A 16,266-nucleotide genomic window follows, 5' to 3' on the forward strand; every position below is an offset into this window, starting at 1 on the left:
CCCGCTCCCCCGAGCAGGCCGGGCGGCGGGGGCGGCGGCGGGCCGCCGGCCGGGCCGGACGCCGAGGGGGCCGGGCTCTGCGGCACCGGCGCAGGGCCGGCCGGGCGGGCGGGCCTGGACAGCATCGTCGGCGCGTAGTCCAGCGAGTCCGCACCGGCGGCCGGCGGCGGCACCCCGGGACGGCCGGGGGCGACCCCGGGCGGGGCCTGCGGTACGGGCGCACCGGCACCGCCCGCCAGCCCCGGCGGAGGGGGCGGGGGCAGGCCGGGACCGCCCGGCTGCGGCGGGCGCTGCTGGGACGGGCCTCCGGCCCAGTCCGGCGGCGGGGGCGGCGGGGTGCCGGGTCCTGCCCCGTACTGCGGGCCGGGCGGGGGCGGCGGCTGCGGGGCGGCGTAGGAGCTGCCCGGCTGGGCGGCCGGGCGCTGCCGGGGGGCAGCGCCGGCCCAGTCCGGCGGCGGCGACAGCATCGTGGGCACCTCTCCCGGCGGGCCCTCGGACACCGGCGGCGCCACCATCAGCGACGGCGGCGTCTCCGGCCCGGGCCCGGTCCCGGGCCGCGCACCCGCGCCGACCGGCACCGGGCCGGGCCCGTGGCTCGGGGCCTGGACGCCCGCGGCGGCCCCGGCCGCCGGCTCCTCCAGCCACTGCGGCGGGCTGAGCAGGAACGAGGTCGCCTCGGCCAGGTCGCGGCCGGACGCCGACGGGGTACCGGTCGGGGTCGCGCCGACCGGGCGGCCGTACGCCTCCTCGTAGTGGCGCACCACGTCGTTGATCGGCAGGGCCGGCCAGAGCGAGGTCGCCCCGCTGTCGCGGGCGATCACCAGCCGCACCGCGCCGCCGTCCGAGGACGGGCCGTCCGCGCGGTCCACCGCCCAGGCCACGAAGCCCAGGTCGAACTCCCGCACCCGCACCTCGCGGCGCTGGTACGAGGCCACACCCTCGTTGATCCACTCCTCGGCGCGCTGCTGCGCCTCCGCGTACGTCACCACGGGCCCGCTCACCCCTCCACCGGGACCGCGCGGGCGAAGCCGCCGTCCACCATCAGCTCGGCCACCGTCTGCAGCTCGGGCGGGCTGCCCGCGAGCCGCAGCAGGAAGGCGTCGAAGTCCTCGCCGCAGGGCAGCAGCAGCTGCTCGCAGCGCTGCTGCGGCGGCACCCCGGCCGCGCCGGTGTCCCTGGCGTCGTCGTACGGGAGGAACCAGACCGTGCCGACCGCGCCGCCCTTGGTCTTCAGCACGATCAGGCCGCCCTGGGCGTAGCCGACGCCCAGGTAGTCCTTGGTCAGGTGGTCCCGCAGGCACTTGTTCACATAGACCAGGTCGTCCAGGGTGCGTTCCTCACGCAGCGTCAGGAACGGCTGGTCGACCAGGATGCCCAGCTCGGTGTCCAGCGCGACGCCGTGCGGCGCACGCCCGCCGGCCGCCTTGAGGAAGGTCCGGTACGGGCCGGGCAGACCGTAGCCGAGGCCCTCCTCGGCGGCCTGCACCCGCTGCTCGCTGGTGCCGGCCCGCGCGGTGTCCGGCTTCTCGGGGGCGTCGTCGCCCTCGCCGGGGGCACCCTCCGCGAGCGGGCCCTCGCCGAGCGGGAAGTGCACCGGGCGGCGCTCCTGCAGCGGCCGGGTGCCGCGCTTGCCGTGGTCCGCGCCGGACGAGGCGAGCCCGGCGTGGTGCCGGAGCAGCGCCTTGACCTCCACCGGGACCAGCTCCATCCGCCGGTGCCCGGGGCGGGCGCCGCCGACCGCGTGGTGCCAGGTCCAGCCGCGCGGGGTGGACACGGCACTGTCCACGTCCGCCCACAGCTCGTGGCCCGCGGCGTAGAGCGCCGCGTTCGCCGACACGTAGTCGGTGAGCCGCAGTTCGTCCACGCCGAAGCCGTCCGGCGGGTCGGCGACCTCGGCCGCGGCACGGACGTAGGGGCCGAAGTCAGGGTGCCCCTGCCCGTCGATCCGCACCCCTGCGGGGTACTTCTCGGATCGCAGCGGATCGGGGAAGTGCACGACCTGCCCGGCATAGGCGGCGTTGGGCCGACCTGTCGTCATGAAGATTGCCCCCTGCTGGAACTGAATGCCTCCCCCAGCCTAGGGGGTGCCGGGGCCCGGCGGATCTCCAGCGTCCGCACTGCTCGCCGCTGATTCGAACATGTGGAGTTACAGTGCCTCAATGACCCCCCGACTTCCCCCGACCTGTGGGCATTTGGCAGGCTGAGCCCTGCAGCAGCGGTGGGCCGGGGCCCGCCAACGGGGGCTGCCGCGCGGCAAGTGCCCTGTCCGCCGTGCGCGAGAACAGGGAAGGAACGACCGTACGTGGACCACATCACCGATGGCCGCCGCCCGGCGACCGTTGCCACCGCCGCGCCGCTGCTGCGGGAGCGGCGCGACAGCCTGATGCCGATCGTGGCCGCCGCGCTGTCGCTGCGCGGCGGCGAGACCCACACCTGCGCCGGGGAGAAGGCCGACCGCGCACCCGAGCTGCACCCGCTGGTGTCCTCGTTCCTGGACGGCCTGCCGCTGGAGCAGCGCGAGCGCTTCACCGGGCGCTGCCCGGAGGCGGTGCTGCTGTCGCAGTACTTCGACACCGCCGAGGGCGAGCGCAGCCGCCGGGCCGCCCGCCGGCCCTTCACCGAGGGCGACGCCAGGAAGTCGCTGCGCGGCGCCCGGCTGACCACGGTGCGGATCCGCGAGGAGGGCGACCCGGCGCACGGCACCCACCAGCCGCCGTGCCGCTCCTGCGTGCCGCTGCTCGCGCACTTCGGCGTCCAGGTCGTGGCGCTCGCGCCGTCACCCGCGAAGGGGACGTGAGCACCATGCCCCCCGACGCCAGATTCGCCGCCGAGGTCGCCTCGGTGCTGACCAAGGCCGGCTGGTTCCCCGGCCGCAGGATGCTGCCGCAGGCCGAGCGCTGGGCCGACACCCTGGCCGGCTACACCTCTCCCGAGGGGTACCGGCACGCGCTGTTCCCGGCGGCCGTGGAGGCCTGGGCCGAGTACGGCGGGCTCACCGTCGGCCTGGAGGGCGCGGGCCGCCAGCAGGCCCGTACCGCCTTTGTGATCGACCCGCTGGCCGGGCTGCACCAGCCGCGCACCCTGGCCGACCTGGGCCGCTGCCTGGAGGTCCCGCTGGCGCCGCTGGGCGAGGAGCGGGACGGCCAGGCGCTGCTCGCCATCGACGCCCTGGGCCGGGTGCACAGCCTGGACCACAGCGGCGAGTGGTTCCTCGGCCAGACCGTGGACCAGGCGCTGAGCACCCTGGTCCTGGGCACGACGCCGGAGCGGCTGCGCTTCGTCGCCGACACCATGTAGCCGGCCGGTCCTCGTAGCCGGTCAGTCCTCGCCGTAGGCGCTCCGCAGCGCCGCCTCCGCCACCGCGCGGGCCTCCGCCGCCGGGATGCCCAGACCGTGCACCCGCGCCGCGTAGGCCGCCGCGGCCCGGGCGGCGGCGCCGCGGGAGGCGTCGCCGGAGGAAGCGACCACCGTGCCGTGCCGGCCCCGGGTCTGCACCACCCCGGCGGCCTCCAGCTCCCGGTACGCCTTGGCGACGGTGTTCGCCGCCAGGCCCAGCTGCTCGGCGAGCCCGCGCACCGTCGGCAGCTTGGTCCCGACCGGGGCCGCACCGGTCCGCGCCAACTCCGCGATCTGCGCTCTGACCTGCTCGAACGGTGGAACGGTTGAGTCGGGGTCGAGGGCGATCAGCACGATGCGGTCTCCGTCGTCGGTGGCTGGTGTCGGTGGCTGGTGACGACGCCAACGGTAGTACCGGGGGCGCTACCTCGGGGCCGCCGCCACCGTCATCCTGGCCTCCACCCGGAAGCCGCCGGCCTCGGTCTCGCCCGCGGTGAAACTGCCGCCCAGCGCGGTCACCCGCTCGCGCATCCCGACCAGGCCGTTCCCGCCGCTGGGCAGCTCCCGGCCGCCCTCGCCGCCGCCCACCACCGGGCAGTTGTTGGAGACCACCAGCGCCACCCCGCCAGGCACGTACGCGACCACGACCTCCGCCTCGGCCCCGGCCGCGTGCTTCAGCACATTGGTCAGCGCCTCCTGCACCACCCGGTAGGCGGTCCGCTCGGTCTCGGCGCTGAGCGCCCGCCGCGCGCCGCCGACGGTGAGCCGGACCCGCAGCCCGGCCGCCCGGGACTCGTCCACCAGCCGCGGCACGTCCGCGAGGCCGGGACCGTCCGAGGAGGGGACGGCGAGCACCGCCGCCGCGACCTCCCCGCTGACCGCGTCGGTCTCCACCGTGCGCAGCACCCCCAGGATCTGCCGCAGCTCGTCCAGCGCCTGCCGGCCGATGTCGCCCATCAGCTTGGCGCTCTCCGCCGCCCGCTGCGCGTCCTTGTGCACCACCCGCTCCAGCGCGCCGGCGTGCACCACCAGCAGGCTCACCCGGTGCGCCACCACGTCGTGCATCTCCCTGGCGATCCGGGTGCGCTCCTCCATCCGGGCCCGGCGGGCCCGCTCGGTGGCCTGCTCGGCCAGCAGCGCCAGTTCGGTCTCCAGGCCCTCGGCGCGCTCGGACAGGGTCTCCCAGAGCCGCCGCCTGGCGCCGATGTAGAGGCCGAGCATGGTCGGCGCGACGGTGATGCCCACCGCCGCCAGCACCGAGATGATGACCAGCGCGTAGATCGGGACGCCCCGGCGCACCGCGTCCGCCTGCTGGGTGCCGACGGTGAGCGCCGAGACCACCGTGGTCTCCAGGATCGCCCAGGCGCACAGCAGCGACATCGGCCGCCGGTCGGCGAACCGCCGGGCCATCCCCTCCGGCCGGTACGCGCCCAGCGTGTAGAGGCCCACCATCAGCAGCAGGTACCCGGCCTGCAGCGGGATCGTCAGCAGCGCCGCCGCCACCGGCACCAGCGGCCAGCGCCGGCGGACCACCAGCGTCGAGGCCGCCAGCATCCCGAACGCCCCGAGCAGCACCGTGCCGGTCAGGCCCACCCCCTGCTTGCTCGCGAACGAGGCGGCGCTGGTCATGCACTCGACCACCGCGAGGGCGGTCACCCCCAGGTCGAACCACATGCTGCGTCGCCGCGCCCAGACCCCCGTCCGGAACCCCGTCCACAGCCGGGCCCACGGCCTCGCTGTGCCTTCCGCGCCCACCCCGGGCGTTGCCGCGCTCATGGGGTCAGCCTATGTCGCCGACCCCGCCCAGGTGTCCGGCATTCGACCGCAGCCAGTGCCGGCGACACCCGCACACCTATGCTGGTCGGGTCGGACAGCGCCGTCCGGGAGCCCGCCCACCCACCTGCAACAGGGAGCACCAGCGTGAGCGACGCACGCGAGGCCACCACCCCGGCCACCACCCCGGCCGAGCCGGACAACTCCGCTCTTCGCGCCGACATCCGCCGCCTCGGCGAACTCCTCGGCGAGACCCTGGTCCGGCAGGAGGGCCAGGAACTGCTCGACCTCGTCGAAGAGGTCCGCGCGCTCACCCGCAGCGACGGCGCCGCCGCGTCCGCGCTGCTGGAGGAGACCGACCTGGAGACCGCAGCCAAGCTGGTCCGGGCCTTCTCCACCTACTTCCACCTGGCCAACGTCACCGAGCAGGTGCACCGCGGCCGGGAGCTCGGCGTGCACCGCGCCGAGGAGGGCTCGCTGCTCTCCCGCACCGCCGACAAGCTCGCCGAGGCCGACCCGCAGCAGGTCAGCGACGCGCTCGCGCACCTCGCCGTGCGCCCGGTGTTCACCGCGCACCCGACCGAGGCCGCCCGCCGCAGCGTGCTCACCAAGCTGCGCCGGATCGCCGAGCTGCTGGAGCAGACCGACACCCCGACCCGGCCCAGCGGACGGCGTCAGGCCGACCGCAGGCTCGCCGAGGTGATCGACCTGCTCTGGCAGACCGACGAACTGCGGATCGCCCGCCCCGAGCCCTCGGACGAGGCCCGCAACGCCGTCTACTACCTGGACGAGCTCTACAAGCGCGCCGTCCCCGACGTGCTGGAGGAGCTGAACGAGGAGCTGGCCCGGGTCGGCATCAGCATCCCGGACGGCGTCCGCCCGCTCAGCTTCGGCACCTGGATCGGCGGCGACCGGGACGGCAACCCCAACGTCACCCCCGCGGTCACCCTGGACGTGCTGCTGCTGCAGCACGAGTACGGCATCAAGGACGCGCTCGAGGTCGTCAACGAGCTGCGGGACCAGCTCTCCTCCTCGGTCCGGCTGTCCGGCGCCACCGACGAGCTGCTCGGCTCGCTGGAGGCCGACCTCGCCGCGCTGCCCGAGATCAGCCCCCGCTACAAGCGGATGAACGCCGAGGAGCCGTACCGGCTCAAGGCCACCTGCATCCGGCAGAAGCTGGTCAACACCCGCGAGCGGCTCGCCAACAGCACCCCGCACGTCGAGGGCCGCGACTACCTCGGCACCGCCCCGCTGCTGGCCGACCTCCAGGTGATCCAGGACTCGCTGCGGGCGCACCGCGGCGAGCTGATCGCCGACGGCCGGCTCTCCCGGGCGATCCGCACCGTCTCCGCCTTCGGCCTGCAGCTCGCCACCATGGACGTCCGCGAGCACGCCGACGCCCACCACCACGCCCTCGGCCAGCTGTTCGACCGGCTCGGCGAGGAGGCCTGGCGCTACACCGACATGCCGCGCGAGTACCGGCAGCGGCTGCTCGCCAAGGAGCTCAAGTCCCGCCGCCCGCTGGCCCCCACGCCGGCCCCGCTGGACGCGGCCGGGGCGAAGACCCTGGGCGTGTTCGAGACCGTCCGCGACAGCTTCGAGCGCTTCGGCGACGAGATCGTGGAGAGCTACATCATCTCCATGTGCCAGGGCGCCGACGACGTCTTCGCCGCCGCGGTGCTGGCCCGCGAGGCCGGCCTGATCGACCTGCACGCCGGCATCGCCAAGGTCGGCATCGTCCCGCTGCTGGAGACCACCGACGAGCTGCGCGCCGCCGACACCATCCTCGACGAGATGCTGCGCGACCCCTCCTACCGGCTGCTGGTCTCGCTGCGCGGGGACATCCAGGAGGTCATGCTCGGCTACTCCGACTCCTCCAAGTTCGGCGGCATCACCACCTCGCAGTGGGAGATCCACCGGGCCCAGCGCCGGCTCCGCGACGTGGCCCACCGCTACGGCATCCGGCTGCGGCTGTTCCACGGCCGCGGCGGCACCGTCGGCCGCGGCGGCGGCCCCTCGCACGAGGCGATCCTGGCCCAGCCCTACGGGACGCTGGAGGGCGAGATCAAGGTCACCGAGCAGGGCGAGGTGATCTCCGACAAGTACCTGATCCCGGCGCTCGCCCGGGAGAACCTGGAGCTCACCGTCTCCGCCACGCTGGAGGCCAGCGCGCTGCACACCGCGCCCCGGCAGTCCGAGGAGGCGCTGGCCCGCTGGGACGCCACCATGGACACCGTCTCCGACGGCGCCCACACCGCCTACCGCCGCCTGGTCGAGGACCCGGACCTGCCGGCGTACTTCTTCGCCGCCACCCCGGTCGACCAGCTCGCCTCGCTGCACCTCGGCTCCCGCCCCAGCCGCCGCCCGGACAGCGGCGCGGGCCTGGACGGCCTGCGGGCCATCCCCTGGGTGTTCGGCTGGACCCAGTCCCGGCAGATCGTCCCCGGCTGGTACGGCGTCGGCTCCGGCCTCGCCGCCGCGAGGGACGCCGGGCTCGGCGACATCCTGGACGAGATGCAGAACGAGTGGCACTTCTTCCGCAACTTCCTGTCCAACGTCGCCATGACGCTGGCCAAGACCGACCTGCGGATCGCCCGCCACTACGTGGACCAGCTGGTCCCGGCCGAGCTCAAGCACGTCTTCGACCTGATCGAGGCCGAGCACGCGCTGACCCTCAAGGAGGTGCTGCGGATCACCGGTGAGAACGAACTGCTGGACCACACACCGGTGTTGAAGCAGACCTTCACCATCCGCGACGCCTACCTCGACCCGATCTCCTACCTCCAGGTGGCCCTGCTGCGCCGCCAGCGGGAGGACGCCGCCGCGGGGCTGCCGGAGGACCCGCTGCGCTCCCGCGCGCTGCTGCTGACCGTCAACGGCATCGCGGCCGGCCTGCGCAACACCGGCTGACGCCTGGTCTGCCGCACACGACTGAGGCCCGCTCCGGAAGCTTTCCGGAGCGGGCCTCAGTCGTACGTGGTGCGGGTCCTGCGGGTCCTGCTTAGTTGTGCGTGCCCGCGGAGCGGCGACGCAGCGCGAACACCGCGCCGGCACCGACAACGACGAACGCGCCGGCCAGGCCGGCGATCAGACCGGTGTCACTGCCGCCACCGGTCGTGGCCAGCACCGGGCCGGTCGGCGAGGGGGACGCGGTCGCGTCCACGGTGCTGCTGGTGCTGGGCGACGGCGCGGCCGTGGTGGTGGTCGCGGACGGCGTCGGCGTCGGCTTGGTGGTGGTCGCGGACGGCGTCGGCGTGGGCGTGGGCGACTGCGTCGGCTTGGTGCAGTTCTCACCAGTGATCGAGGTCTTGGTGATCGGCTGGTTGGTCAGGTAGTTGGGCACGGTCACCAGAATGGTGACGCTGCTCAGGTCCTTCCACGGGACACCGGTGAAGGTGACCACCTGGTCGACGCCGTACTTCGCGCCGGGCAGGTCCTTGGTCTGGTCGGCGGTCGCGTCGGCCTTGTCGACCAGCTTCAGCGAACCCACCGAACCGTCGGTGTCGGTCACGACGATCGTGGCAGTGCCGCTGTCGGAATCGCAGCTTGCAACCCAGCTGAGCTCACCGATGTTGCACGCGAACGCGTTGCCTGCGACGCCGAGCGAGAGCGCGGCTGCGGCGGAGGCGACGCCGAGAGTGCGCACCGTGGTGCGGGTGCGACGGGATATGGACACTTCTTCCCCTAACTGGACAGAACCAGAGCGGTTGGAGCCACAGGGGATGACCAGCACGACCCGCAGGGACATCGCGAGTCTCCAAGCCGGGAAGAGCGGCAAATGACATGCACGCCTCCCCCATGAGCATCACACATCGTCATTTCACCGGGCCCCGTTGTCAATTCGCTCGAAAACCGGCATTGCATGCCAATCCCACCAGCATCGCCGGACCAAAGACCCCATCCATGACCAAAAGCCCCAGAAGGCCGATCCGTAACGATCCGATAGCCGAGGTCGACATATACACACCGTCAGGAGTTGTAGGTCGACTGCGCCCGTTCCAGGCCCTCGGAGATCAGCGACTCCACCGCGTCCGCCGCGCGGTCCACGAACCAGTCCAGTTCCTTGCGCTCCGCCGAGGAGAAGTCCTTGAGCACGAAGTCGGCGACCTCCATCCGCCCCGGCGGACGCCCCACCCCCACCCGGATCCGGTGGTAGTCCGGACCCAGCGACTTCGTCAGCGACTTCAGCCCGTTGTGCCCGTTGTCGCCGCCGCCCAGCTTCAGCCGCAGCGTGGCGTAGTCGATGTCCAGCTCGTCGTGGACCACCACGATCCGCTCCACCGGGGCCTTGTAGAAGTCCCGCAGCGCGGTCACCGGCCCGCCGGACACATTCATGTACGAGGCGGGCTTCGCCAGCACCACCCGCTGCCCCGACAGCCGTCCCTCGACCACCTGGTTGCGGCTCTTGTGCGCCTTGAACTTCGCGCCGACCCGGGAGGCCAGCAGGTCCACCACCATCGCACCGACGTTGTGGCGGTTCCCCGCGTACTCGGGGCCGGGGTTGCCCAGGCCCACCACGAGCCACGGACCGGTGTACTCGTCACTCACTGCTGGGTCCTCTCAACGGACAGCCTGCCAACGGACATGCCGCTGCCCCGGCCTGTCGCAGGACAGGGACCGGGGCAGCGGACCGAGCGAACGGAACCGGGAGGCTCAGGCCTCCGCGGGGGCCTCGTCCTCGTCGGCGACGGCCTCGACCTGGGCGGCGACGACGTGCAGCACCACGGTCTCCGGCTCGACGGCCAGGGTCGAGCCCTTCGGCAGGGTGATGTCCTTGGCCAGGACCGAGTCGCCGGCCGACAGGCCCTCGACCGAGATGGTGACCGACTCGGGGAGGTTGGTGGCCTCGGCCTCGAGCGGGAGGGTGTTGAGCACGTGCTCCAGCAGGTTGCCGCCGGGGGCCAGCTCGCCCTCGGTGTTGATCACGATCTCGACGGTGACCTTCTCGCCGCGCTTCACCAGCAGCAGGTCGATGTGCTTCACGTTGCGCTTGATCGCGTCCCGCTGCACGGCCTTCGGCAGCACGAACTCGTCCTTGCCGTCGATCGGCAGGGTGAACAGCGCGTTGGGGGTCTTCAGCGCCAGCATCAGGGCGTGGCCCGGAAGGTTGACGTGGACCGGGGTGGTGCCGTGGCCGTAGACCACCGCGGGGACCAGGCCCTCACGGCGGGCGCGACGGGCGGCACCCTTGCCGAACTCGTTGCGGGGCTGGGCTTCAAGGCGGATCTCGGCGGCCATGACGGCACTCCTCGGTACACGGGGGGCGGGCGCCGTCCGGCACGGCTCTCCGAGCAGAAGACCTCTGCGAAAGAAAAAGCCACCGGCAGAACCTCACCCGAAGAATCAGGGATGAGTCGCCCGGCGGCATCTCGCACGACCAGCCAGCTATGGCGGAGCAGCGCGTCGATCACGGAGTGGGGACTCCCTCGCCGGGCAATTCCAGCAGTCTAGCCGAAGCCCGGCGAGGGACCCAAACGATCACACGGACGCTAGTGAGCGCCCTCGAACAGGCTGGTCACCGAACCGTCGTCGAAGACCTCGCGGATCGCGCGGGCGATCAGCGGGGCGATCGACAGCGTGGTCACCTTGTCCATCTGCAGCTCACCCGGCGTCGGCAGGGTGTTGGTGAAGACGAACTCGCTGGCCCGCGAGTTCTTCAGCCGGTCCGCGGCCGGGCCGGACAGCACCCCGTGGGTCGCGGCCACGATCACGTCCGCCGCGCCCTGCTCGAACAGCGCGTCCGCGGCGGCGCAGATGGTGCCACCGGTGTCGATCATGTCGTCGACCAGTACGCAGACCCGGCCCCTGACGTCGCCGACCACATCGGCCGACAGCACCTTGTTGGCGACATTGGGGTCGCGGCGCTTGTGGATGATCGCCAGCGGGGCGCCGAGCCGGTCGGACCACTGGTCCGCCACCCGCACCCGGCCCGCGTCCGGGGACACGATGGTCAGCCGGTCGCGGTCGACCTTGCCGCCCACGTAGTCCGCCAGCAGCGGCAGCGCGAACAGGTGGTCCACCGGGCCGTCGAAGAAGCCCTGGATCTGCGCGGTGTGCAGGTCCACCGACATCAGCCGGTGCGCGCCCGCCTGCTTCAGCAGGTCGGCGACCAGCCGGGCCGAGATCGGCTCCCGGCCGAGGTGCTTCTTGTCCTGCCGGGCGTAGCCGTAGAAGGGCATGATCACAGTGATGCTCTTGACCGAGGCCCGTTTCAGGGCGTCGATCATGATCAGCTGCTCCATGATCCACTGGTTGATCGGCGCCGTGTGGCTCTGCAGCACAAACGCGTCCGCGCCGCGCACCGACTCCTCGTAGCGCACATAGATCTCACCGTTGGCGAAGTCCAGGGCCTTAGTGGGAACCAGGTCCACCCCCAGTTGCTCCGCCACCTCCCGGGCCAACTCGGGGTGTGCGCGGCCGGAGAAGAGCATCAAGTTCTTCTCACCGGACGTTTTGATCCCGGTCACTGCACCGTCTCCTCATTGCGTCAAGAACGCGCGCTGCGCCTGCCGCGTGACGCGGCCCGGCTGCTGGGGGGTTGGCTGGAGCGCCGACGAGGACGAGCGTCCGCGGCGCCTGGATGTCCCCCAGGTTACGCGCCGGGAACAGTTCCCGTCGCCTCCGGGGCGGCCGGAAACAGCCGCACCGGGCAGCCGACAGCCGCCCGCGGGCGCGCGGCGGGGGCTTACTCCTCGCCCCGCGCGCGGGCCTCGACCGCCGCCTGCGCCGCCGCCGTACCCGGGCGCTTGCGCTCCACCCAGCCCTCCACATTGCGCTGCTGCGGGCGGGTGACACCGAGGGCGCCGGCCGGAACGTCCTTGTAGATCACGGATCCTGCCGCCGTGTAAGCACCGTCGCCGACCACCACCGGAGCGACGAACATATTGTCGGAACCGGTCCGGCAGTGGTCCCCGATCGTGGTGTGGTGCTTGTGCACACCGTCGTAGTTGACGAACACCGAGGCCGCGCCGATGTTGCTGCCGACGCCGATTGTGGCGTCGCCCACATAGCTCAGGTGCGGCACCTTGCTGCCCTCGCCGATGACCGCGTTCTTGGTCTCGACATAGGTCCCGATCTTGCCCTTCGCCCCCAGCACCGTGCCCGGACGGAGGTACGCGTACGGGCCCACGGTCGCCCCCGGGCCGACCACCGACTCGGTCGCTGTGGTGTTGCTCACATGCGCGCCCGCACCCACCGCGGTGTCCCGCAGCGTGCAGTTGGGACCCACCTCGGCGCCCTCGCCGATCGAGGTCGCCCCCTGCAGCTGGGTGTTCGGCAGGATCACCGCGTCCTGCTCGTACGTCACCTGCACGTCCAGCCAGGTGGTCGCCGGGTCCACCACGGTCACACCGGCCCGCATCGCGTCCTCGACCAGCCGGTCGTTCATGATCCGCCGGGCCTGCGCCAGCTGCACCCGGTCGTTGATGCCCAGGATGTCGCGGAAGTCCGCCGCCACCAGCGCGCCCACCCGGTGGCCCTCCTCACGGAGGATGCCGAGCACATCGGTGAGGTACTCCTCACCCTGGCTGTTGTCCGTGCGCACCTGGGCCAGCGCCTCGCCCAGCAGCTTGCCGTCGAAGGCGAACACCCCGGAGTTGATCTCGGCGATCCGCAACTGGGCCTCGGTGGCGTCCTTGTGCTCCACGATCCGCCGCACCTCGTGGCTCGGCCCGCGCAGGATCCGGCCGTAGCCGGACGCGTCCGGCACCTCGGCGGTCAGCACGGTCGCGGCGTTGCCGTCGGCGGCGTGCGCCTGGACCAGGCGGCGCAGGGTGGCGCCGGTCAGCAGCGGGGTGTCGCCGGTGCTGACGACCACGGTGCCGTCCAGCGAGATCCCGTCCGCGGCGAGGGCCTCCAGGGCGGTCCTGACCGCGTGGCCGGTTCCGTTCTGCTGCTCCTGGACCACGGTCCTGGCCTCCGGGTCCACCTCGGCGAGGTGGGCGGCGACCTTCTCCCGCATGTGGCCGATGACCACGACCAGGTGCTCGGGGTGCAGTTCGCGGGCCGCGGCGGCGGCGTGGCCGACGAGGGTGCGACCGCAGAGCGGGTGCAGCACCTTCGGCAGCACCGCCGACTTCATGCGGGTACCCCCGCCAGCGGCGAGAACGACAACAGCGGCCGGCGGATTGAAGCTCACAGCGGGAGGCTCCTCGGCGTCACAGGAAATGAGGGAACGCCGGGCCACCAAGGGTTCCGCACAGGCGTACCCGGACTGTTCGAGAATAGCCCTGCCACAAAAACGATCAGAATCGAAGCTCCGCTGCTAGGACTCGAACCTAGACCGAACATCTCCAAAGGATGCCGTGCTGCCAATTACACTACAGCGGATTATTTGTCAAGAGGAATCTTGTTCCCCCATGGCACCACCACAGCCTACGGGTTTCGACGCTTCGCCTCCACTACCAATCCCGACCACCAGCCCTCGATTCGTCGATAGAGGTCGGCGCCGTCCAACACCTTGACGATCAGGCAGCCCTTGTAGTCCGCCCCCGTGTTGTACCGGGCCGTGGTCGGATTGTGCTGCTTCAGATTCACCCGCTGCAGCGACTCGACCGGCAGACCGACCAGTTCGGCCCATGCCTGCTGAGCCGCGTCGACGTCCGCCGATTCGTGGATCGACACCCGGAAGCGCAGCCTCGACCGGTCCACGGCCAGCAGGTCGAGCCAGGCCAGGTAGACGGCGATCAGCCCCGCGTCACTATTGATCAGGGTCACGCACTCCCGCCGGGCGTACTCCTTGTCCTTCGTCCCCTCGGACCAGTAGATCCCGACACCGAGGACGAAGAGCTCGCGGTCCGAGAGCTCGCCGATCTCGGACGCCGCAGCCTGCTTGGCCGCCCTGCGCTCCCCGTCACGCCGCTCGCGCAGCGGCCCCCAGCAGATCCGCTGCATATGGTCCCGCCGCTCCTGCGGCGACCGCCTGCGTGGCGGTCGCGGCAGGTCCCGCACCCAGAGGGACACCGAACTCTTCGAGACGCCCAGCTGCTCCTGGATCTCGTCGTAGGTCAGGCCCTCGGTCCGTAGTTCCCGGGCCTTCGCGCGGAGGTCGTCCTTGGCGTTGGGGCGCTTGGTCCACTCCGGCGGGGGCTCGCCCTCGAGCAGGCGGTTGAGGGTGCCGTTGTTCCAGATGCGGAGCTCGTCCCTGATCTGGCGGCGGCTCATCCCGCCCCGCCGCAGGGCCACCGCCCGCTCCCGCAGGTCTGCCTCTTCGTCCATGGCCATGGGATCGACCCTGGTCGCGCCGTGCGGGCGGGCGTGGGAAAACGGCCAAGGACCATACGTTCGAGGGAATTGGACCATGCTCGACGCGCCCGGGGTGGTTGGGGGTGTGCAGAGCGGGGCATTCAACCTACGATGCCGTAGGTTACGGAACCGTAGGAACAGTGCTCCGTTTCCGCATCACTCCCTCACCCCACCTTCCGAGGTAGACGTATGAGCATCGAGCCCACTGAGGAGACCGCCGCCTCCGCCGCGGCGACGGCTGTACTGCGGCGCCCGGACACACCGCCGCCGCTGGCCACCCGCGGGGGCGAGCGGCAGGGGGCGGCCGAGCGCTTCGCCCTGGGGTCCTTCATTGGGGTGCCGTTCCTGGCAGTGCTCGCGGCCGTACCGTTCGCCTGGGGCTGGGGCATCGGCTGGCACGATGTGGTGATCATGACGGTGATGTACTTCACCGCCTGCCACGGGATCACCGTCGGGTTCCACCGCTTCTTCACCCACGGCTCGTTCAAGGCCACCCGGGTACTGAAGATCGTGATGGCGGTGGCCGGCAGCCTCGCCATTGAGGGCCCGATCGTGCGCTGGGTGGCGGACCACCGCAAGCACCACAAGTTCTCCGACAAGGACGGCGACCCGCACTCCCCCTGGCGCTACGGCGAGACCGTCCCGGCCCTGCTCAAGGGCCTGTGGTGGGCGCACATGGGCTGGCTCTTCGACGAGGAGCAGACCCCGCAGCAGACCTACGCCCCCGACCTGCTGAAGGACCGGGACATCACCTGGATCTCGCGCCAGTTCGCCTTCTTCACCCTGGTCTCGATCCTGCTTCCGCCGCTGGCCGGCGGCCTGTGGTCGTGGTCCTGGCAGGGTGCGCTGACGGCGTTCTTCTGGGGCTCGCTGGTCCGGGTAGCGCTGCTGCACCACGTCACCTGGTCGATCAACTCGATCTGCCACGCGGTCGGCAAGCACCCGTTCAAGTCGCGTGACCGTTCCGGGAACGTGGCCTGGCTGGCGGTGCTGTCCTGCGGCGAGTCCTGGCACAACCTGCACCACGCCGAGCCGACCTCGGCGCGGCACGGGGTGCTGCGCGGACAGGTGGACTCCTCGGCCCGGCTGATCCGCTGGTTCGAGCTCGCCGGGTGGGCGAAGGACGTCCGCTGGCCCAGCCCGGAGCGGATCGCCGCCCGGCGCGCGGCATGATGGTCCCGTGAACGAAAGCAGCAGTGGATCAGACGGGGCGGGCGATCCACCCGCGCCCGCGCGGGTCGCCCGGCCCGGACGGGCACGGAAGCCGGCTGCGACGGGGGCCAGGGCCGGACGGGTGAGGATGAGCGGGAAGCAGCGGCGGGAGCAGCTGCTCGACGTCGGCCGGGCCCTGTTCGCCGAGCGCGGCTACGAGGCGACGTCGGTGGAGGAGATCGCGGCCAAGGCCGGGGTCTCCAAGCCGGTGGTGTACGAGCACTTCGGCGGCAAGGAGGGGCTGTACGCGGTCGTGGTCGACCGGGAGATGCAGTTGCTGCTCGACATGGTCACAGGGTCGCTGACCGGTGGCCATCCGCGCGAGTTGTGCGAGGAGGCGGCGTTCGCGCTGCTGGACTACATCGAGACCTCGACCGACGGCTTCCGGATCCTGGTCCGGGATTCGCCGGTGGCCCAGTCGACCGGGACCTTCGCGTCGCTGATCAATGACATCGCGACGCAGGTCGAGGACATCCTCGGGCATGAGTTCAAGTCGCGCGGTTATGACGCCAAGCTGGCGCCGATGTATGCGCAGATGCTGGTCGGGATGGTGGCGTTGACCGGCCAGTGGTGGCTGGATGTGCGCAAGCCGAAGAAGGCCGAGGTGGTCGCCCACCTGGTCAATCTGGCCTGGCACGGTCTTGAGGGGATGGAGCGGCGCCCGCAGCTGGTGGGCCGCCGCAAGAACTAGGGCCGTTCGGG

At 72.1% G+C, this 16,266-nt stretch carries 14 protein-coding genes, 1 tRNA gene and 1 pseudogene; 5 read left to right on the forward strand and 11 right to left on the reverse strand.

Annotated elements, in window-relative coordinates; translation table 11 throughout:
• Both ACEZDG_RS31380 and ACEZDG_RS31385 read right to left on the reverse strand, forming a co-directional pair.
• A pseudogene (locus ACEZDG_RS31380) lies at positions 1–989 on the reverse strand (SUKH-4 family immunity protein); the annotation flags it as partial.
• Between the two features lie 8 nt (positions 990–997).
• A complete protein-coding gene (locus ACEZDG_RS31385; protein ID WP_380516219.1) occupies positions 998–2,038 on the reverse strand; it encodes an HNH endonuclease in 1,041 nt (346 codons plus the stop codon).
• A 345-nt stretch (positions 2,039–2,383) separates the two neighbouring features.
• On the opposite strand from ACEZDG_RS31385, the gene ACEZDG_RS31390 reads away from it, so the two are divergent.
• A complete protein-coding gene (locus ACEZDG_RS31390; protein ID WP_380516558.1) occupies positions 2,384–2,797 on the forward strand; it encodes a YwqJ-related putative deaminase in 414 nt (137 codons plus the stop codon).
• A gap of 5 nt (positions 2,798–2,802) precedes the next feature.
• Positions 2,803–3,297, forward strand: coding sequence for an SUKH-3 domain-containing protein (locus ACEZDG_RS31395; protein ID WP_380516561.1), 495 nt, complete (start codon positions 2,803–2,805; stop codon positions 3,295–3,297).
• Positions 3,298–3,318: 21 nt separating this feature from the next.
• On the opposite strand, the gene ACEZDG_RS31400 is transcribed toward ACEZDG_RS31395, so the two are convergent.
• On the reverse strand, positions 3,319–3,690 hold the full coding sequence (locus tag ACEZDG_RS31400; protein WP_380516222.1) for a GntR family transcriptional regulator: 372 nt from the start codon (positions 3,688–3,690) through the stop codon (positions 3,319–3,321).
• A gap of 69 nt (positions 3,691–3,759) precedes the next feature.
• Positions 3,760–5,112 (reverse strand): sensor histidine kinase, encoded by a 1,353-nt coding sequence (locus ACEZDG_RS31405; protein ID WP_380516225.1) that lies wholly within the window; start codon positions 5,110–5,112, stop codon positions 3,760–3,762.
• A 78-nt stretch (positions 5,113–5,190) separates the two neighbouring features.
• Between ACEZDG_RS31405 and ppc the strand changes: the two genes are divergently transcribed.
• Entirely contained in the window at positions 5,191–8,019 is a 2,829-nt protein-coding gene (ppc, locus tag ACEZDG_RS31410; RefSeq protein ID WP_380516228.1) for a phosphoenolpyruvate carboxylase, read from the forward strand.
• Positions 8,020–8,110: 91 nt separating this feature from the next.
• Here ppc and ACEZDG_RS31415 read toward each other — a convergent pair whose 3' ends face one another.
• The 7 genes from ACEZDG_RS31415 to ACEZDG_RS31445 all read right to left on the reverse strand — a co-directional run bounded on the left by ACEZDG_RS31415 (position 8,111) and on the right by ACEZDG_RS31445 (position 14,331).
• Positions 8,111–8,785, reverse strand: a complete 675-nt coding sequence (locus ACEZDG_RS31415; protein WP_380516231.1) for an LAETG motif-containing sortase-dependent surface protein — start codon at positions 8,783–8,785, stop codon at positions 8,111–8,113.
• 293 nt (positions 8,786–9,078) lie between these two features.
• Positions 9,079–9,657 (reverse strand): aminoacyl-tRNA hydrolase, encoded by a 579-nt coding sequence (pth, locus tag ACEZDG_RS31420; protein ID WP_380516233.1) that lies wholly within the window; start codon positions 9,655–9,657, stop codon positions 9,079–9,081.
• A gap of 105 nt (positions 9,658–9,762) precedes the next feature.
• Complete coding sequence (locus ACEZDG_RS31425; RefSeq protein WP_380516236.1) at positions 9,763–10,347, reverse strand: 50S ribosomal protein L25/general stress protein Ctc; 585 nt, start codon at positions 10,345–10,347, stop codon at positions 9,763–9,765.
• A 251-nt stretch (positions 10,348–10,598) separates the two neighbouring features.
• The gene (locus ACEZDG_RS31430; protein WP_380516239.1) at positions 10,599–11,576 is read right to left on the reverse strand and encodes a ribose-phosphate diphosphokinase; all 978 of its coding nucleotides are present in this window, start codon (positions 11,574–11,576) and stop codon (positions 10,599–10,601) included.
• Between the two features lie 218 nt (positions 11,577–11,794).
• Positions 11,795–13,246, reverse strand: a complete 1,452-nt coding sequence (gene glmU / locus ACEZDG_RS31435; RefSeq protein ID WP_380516242.1) for a bifunctional UDP-N-acetylglucosamine diphosphorylase/glucosamine-1-phosphate N-acetyltransferase GlmU — start codon at positions 13,244–13,246, stop codon at positions 11,795–11,797.
• A 118-nt stretch (positions 13,247–13,364) separates the two neighbouring features.
• Positions 13,365–13,437, reverse strand: a tRNA-Gln gene (locus tag ACEZDG_RS31440).
• A gap of 45 nt (positions 13,438–13,482) precedes the next feature.
• A complete protein-coding gene (locus ACEZDG_RS31445) occupies positions 13,483–14,331 on the reverse strand; it encodes a hypothetical protein (RefSeq protein ID WP_380516245.1) in 849 nt (282 codons plus the stop codon).
• A 210-nt stretch (positions 14,332–14,541) separates the two neighbouring features.
• On the opposite strand from ACEZDG_RS31445, the gene ACEZDG_RS31450 reads away from it, so the two are divergent.
• Together ACEZDG_RS31450 and ACEZDG_RS31455 are read left to right on the forward strand one after the other, a co-directional pair.
• The gene (locus ACEZDG_RS31450; RefSeq protein ID WP_380516248.1) at positions 14,542–15,525 is read left to right on the forward strand and encodes an acyl-CoA desaturase; all 984 of its coding nucleotides are present in this window, start codon (positions 14,542–14,544) and stop codon (positions 15,523–15,525) included.
• 7 nt (positions 15,526–15,532) lie between these two features.
• Positions 15,533–16,255, forward strand: coding sequence for a TetR family transcriptional regulator (locus ACEZDG_RS31455; protein ID WP_380516251.1), 723 nt, complete (start codon positions 15,533–15,535; stop codon positions 16,253–16,255).
• Positions 16,256–16,266 lie beyond the last annotated feature (11 nt).

This window comes from Streptacidiphilus alkalitolerans, from assembly GCF_042511045.1.
Lineage (GTDB): Bacteria > Actinomycetota > Actinomycetes > Streptomycetales > Streptomycetaceae > Streptacidiphilus > Streptacidiphilus alkalitolerans.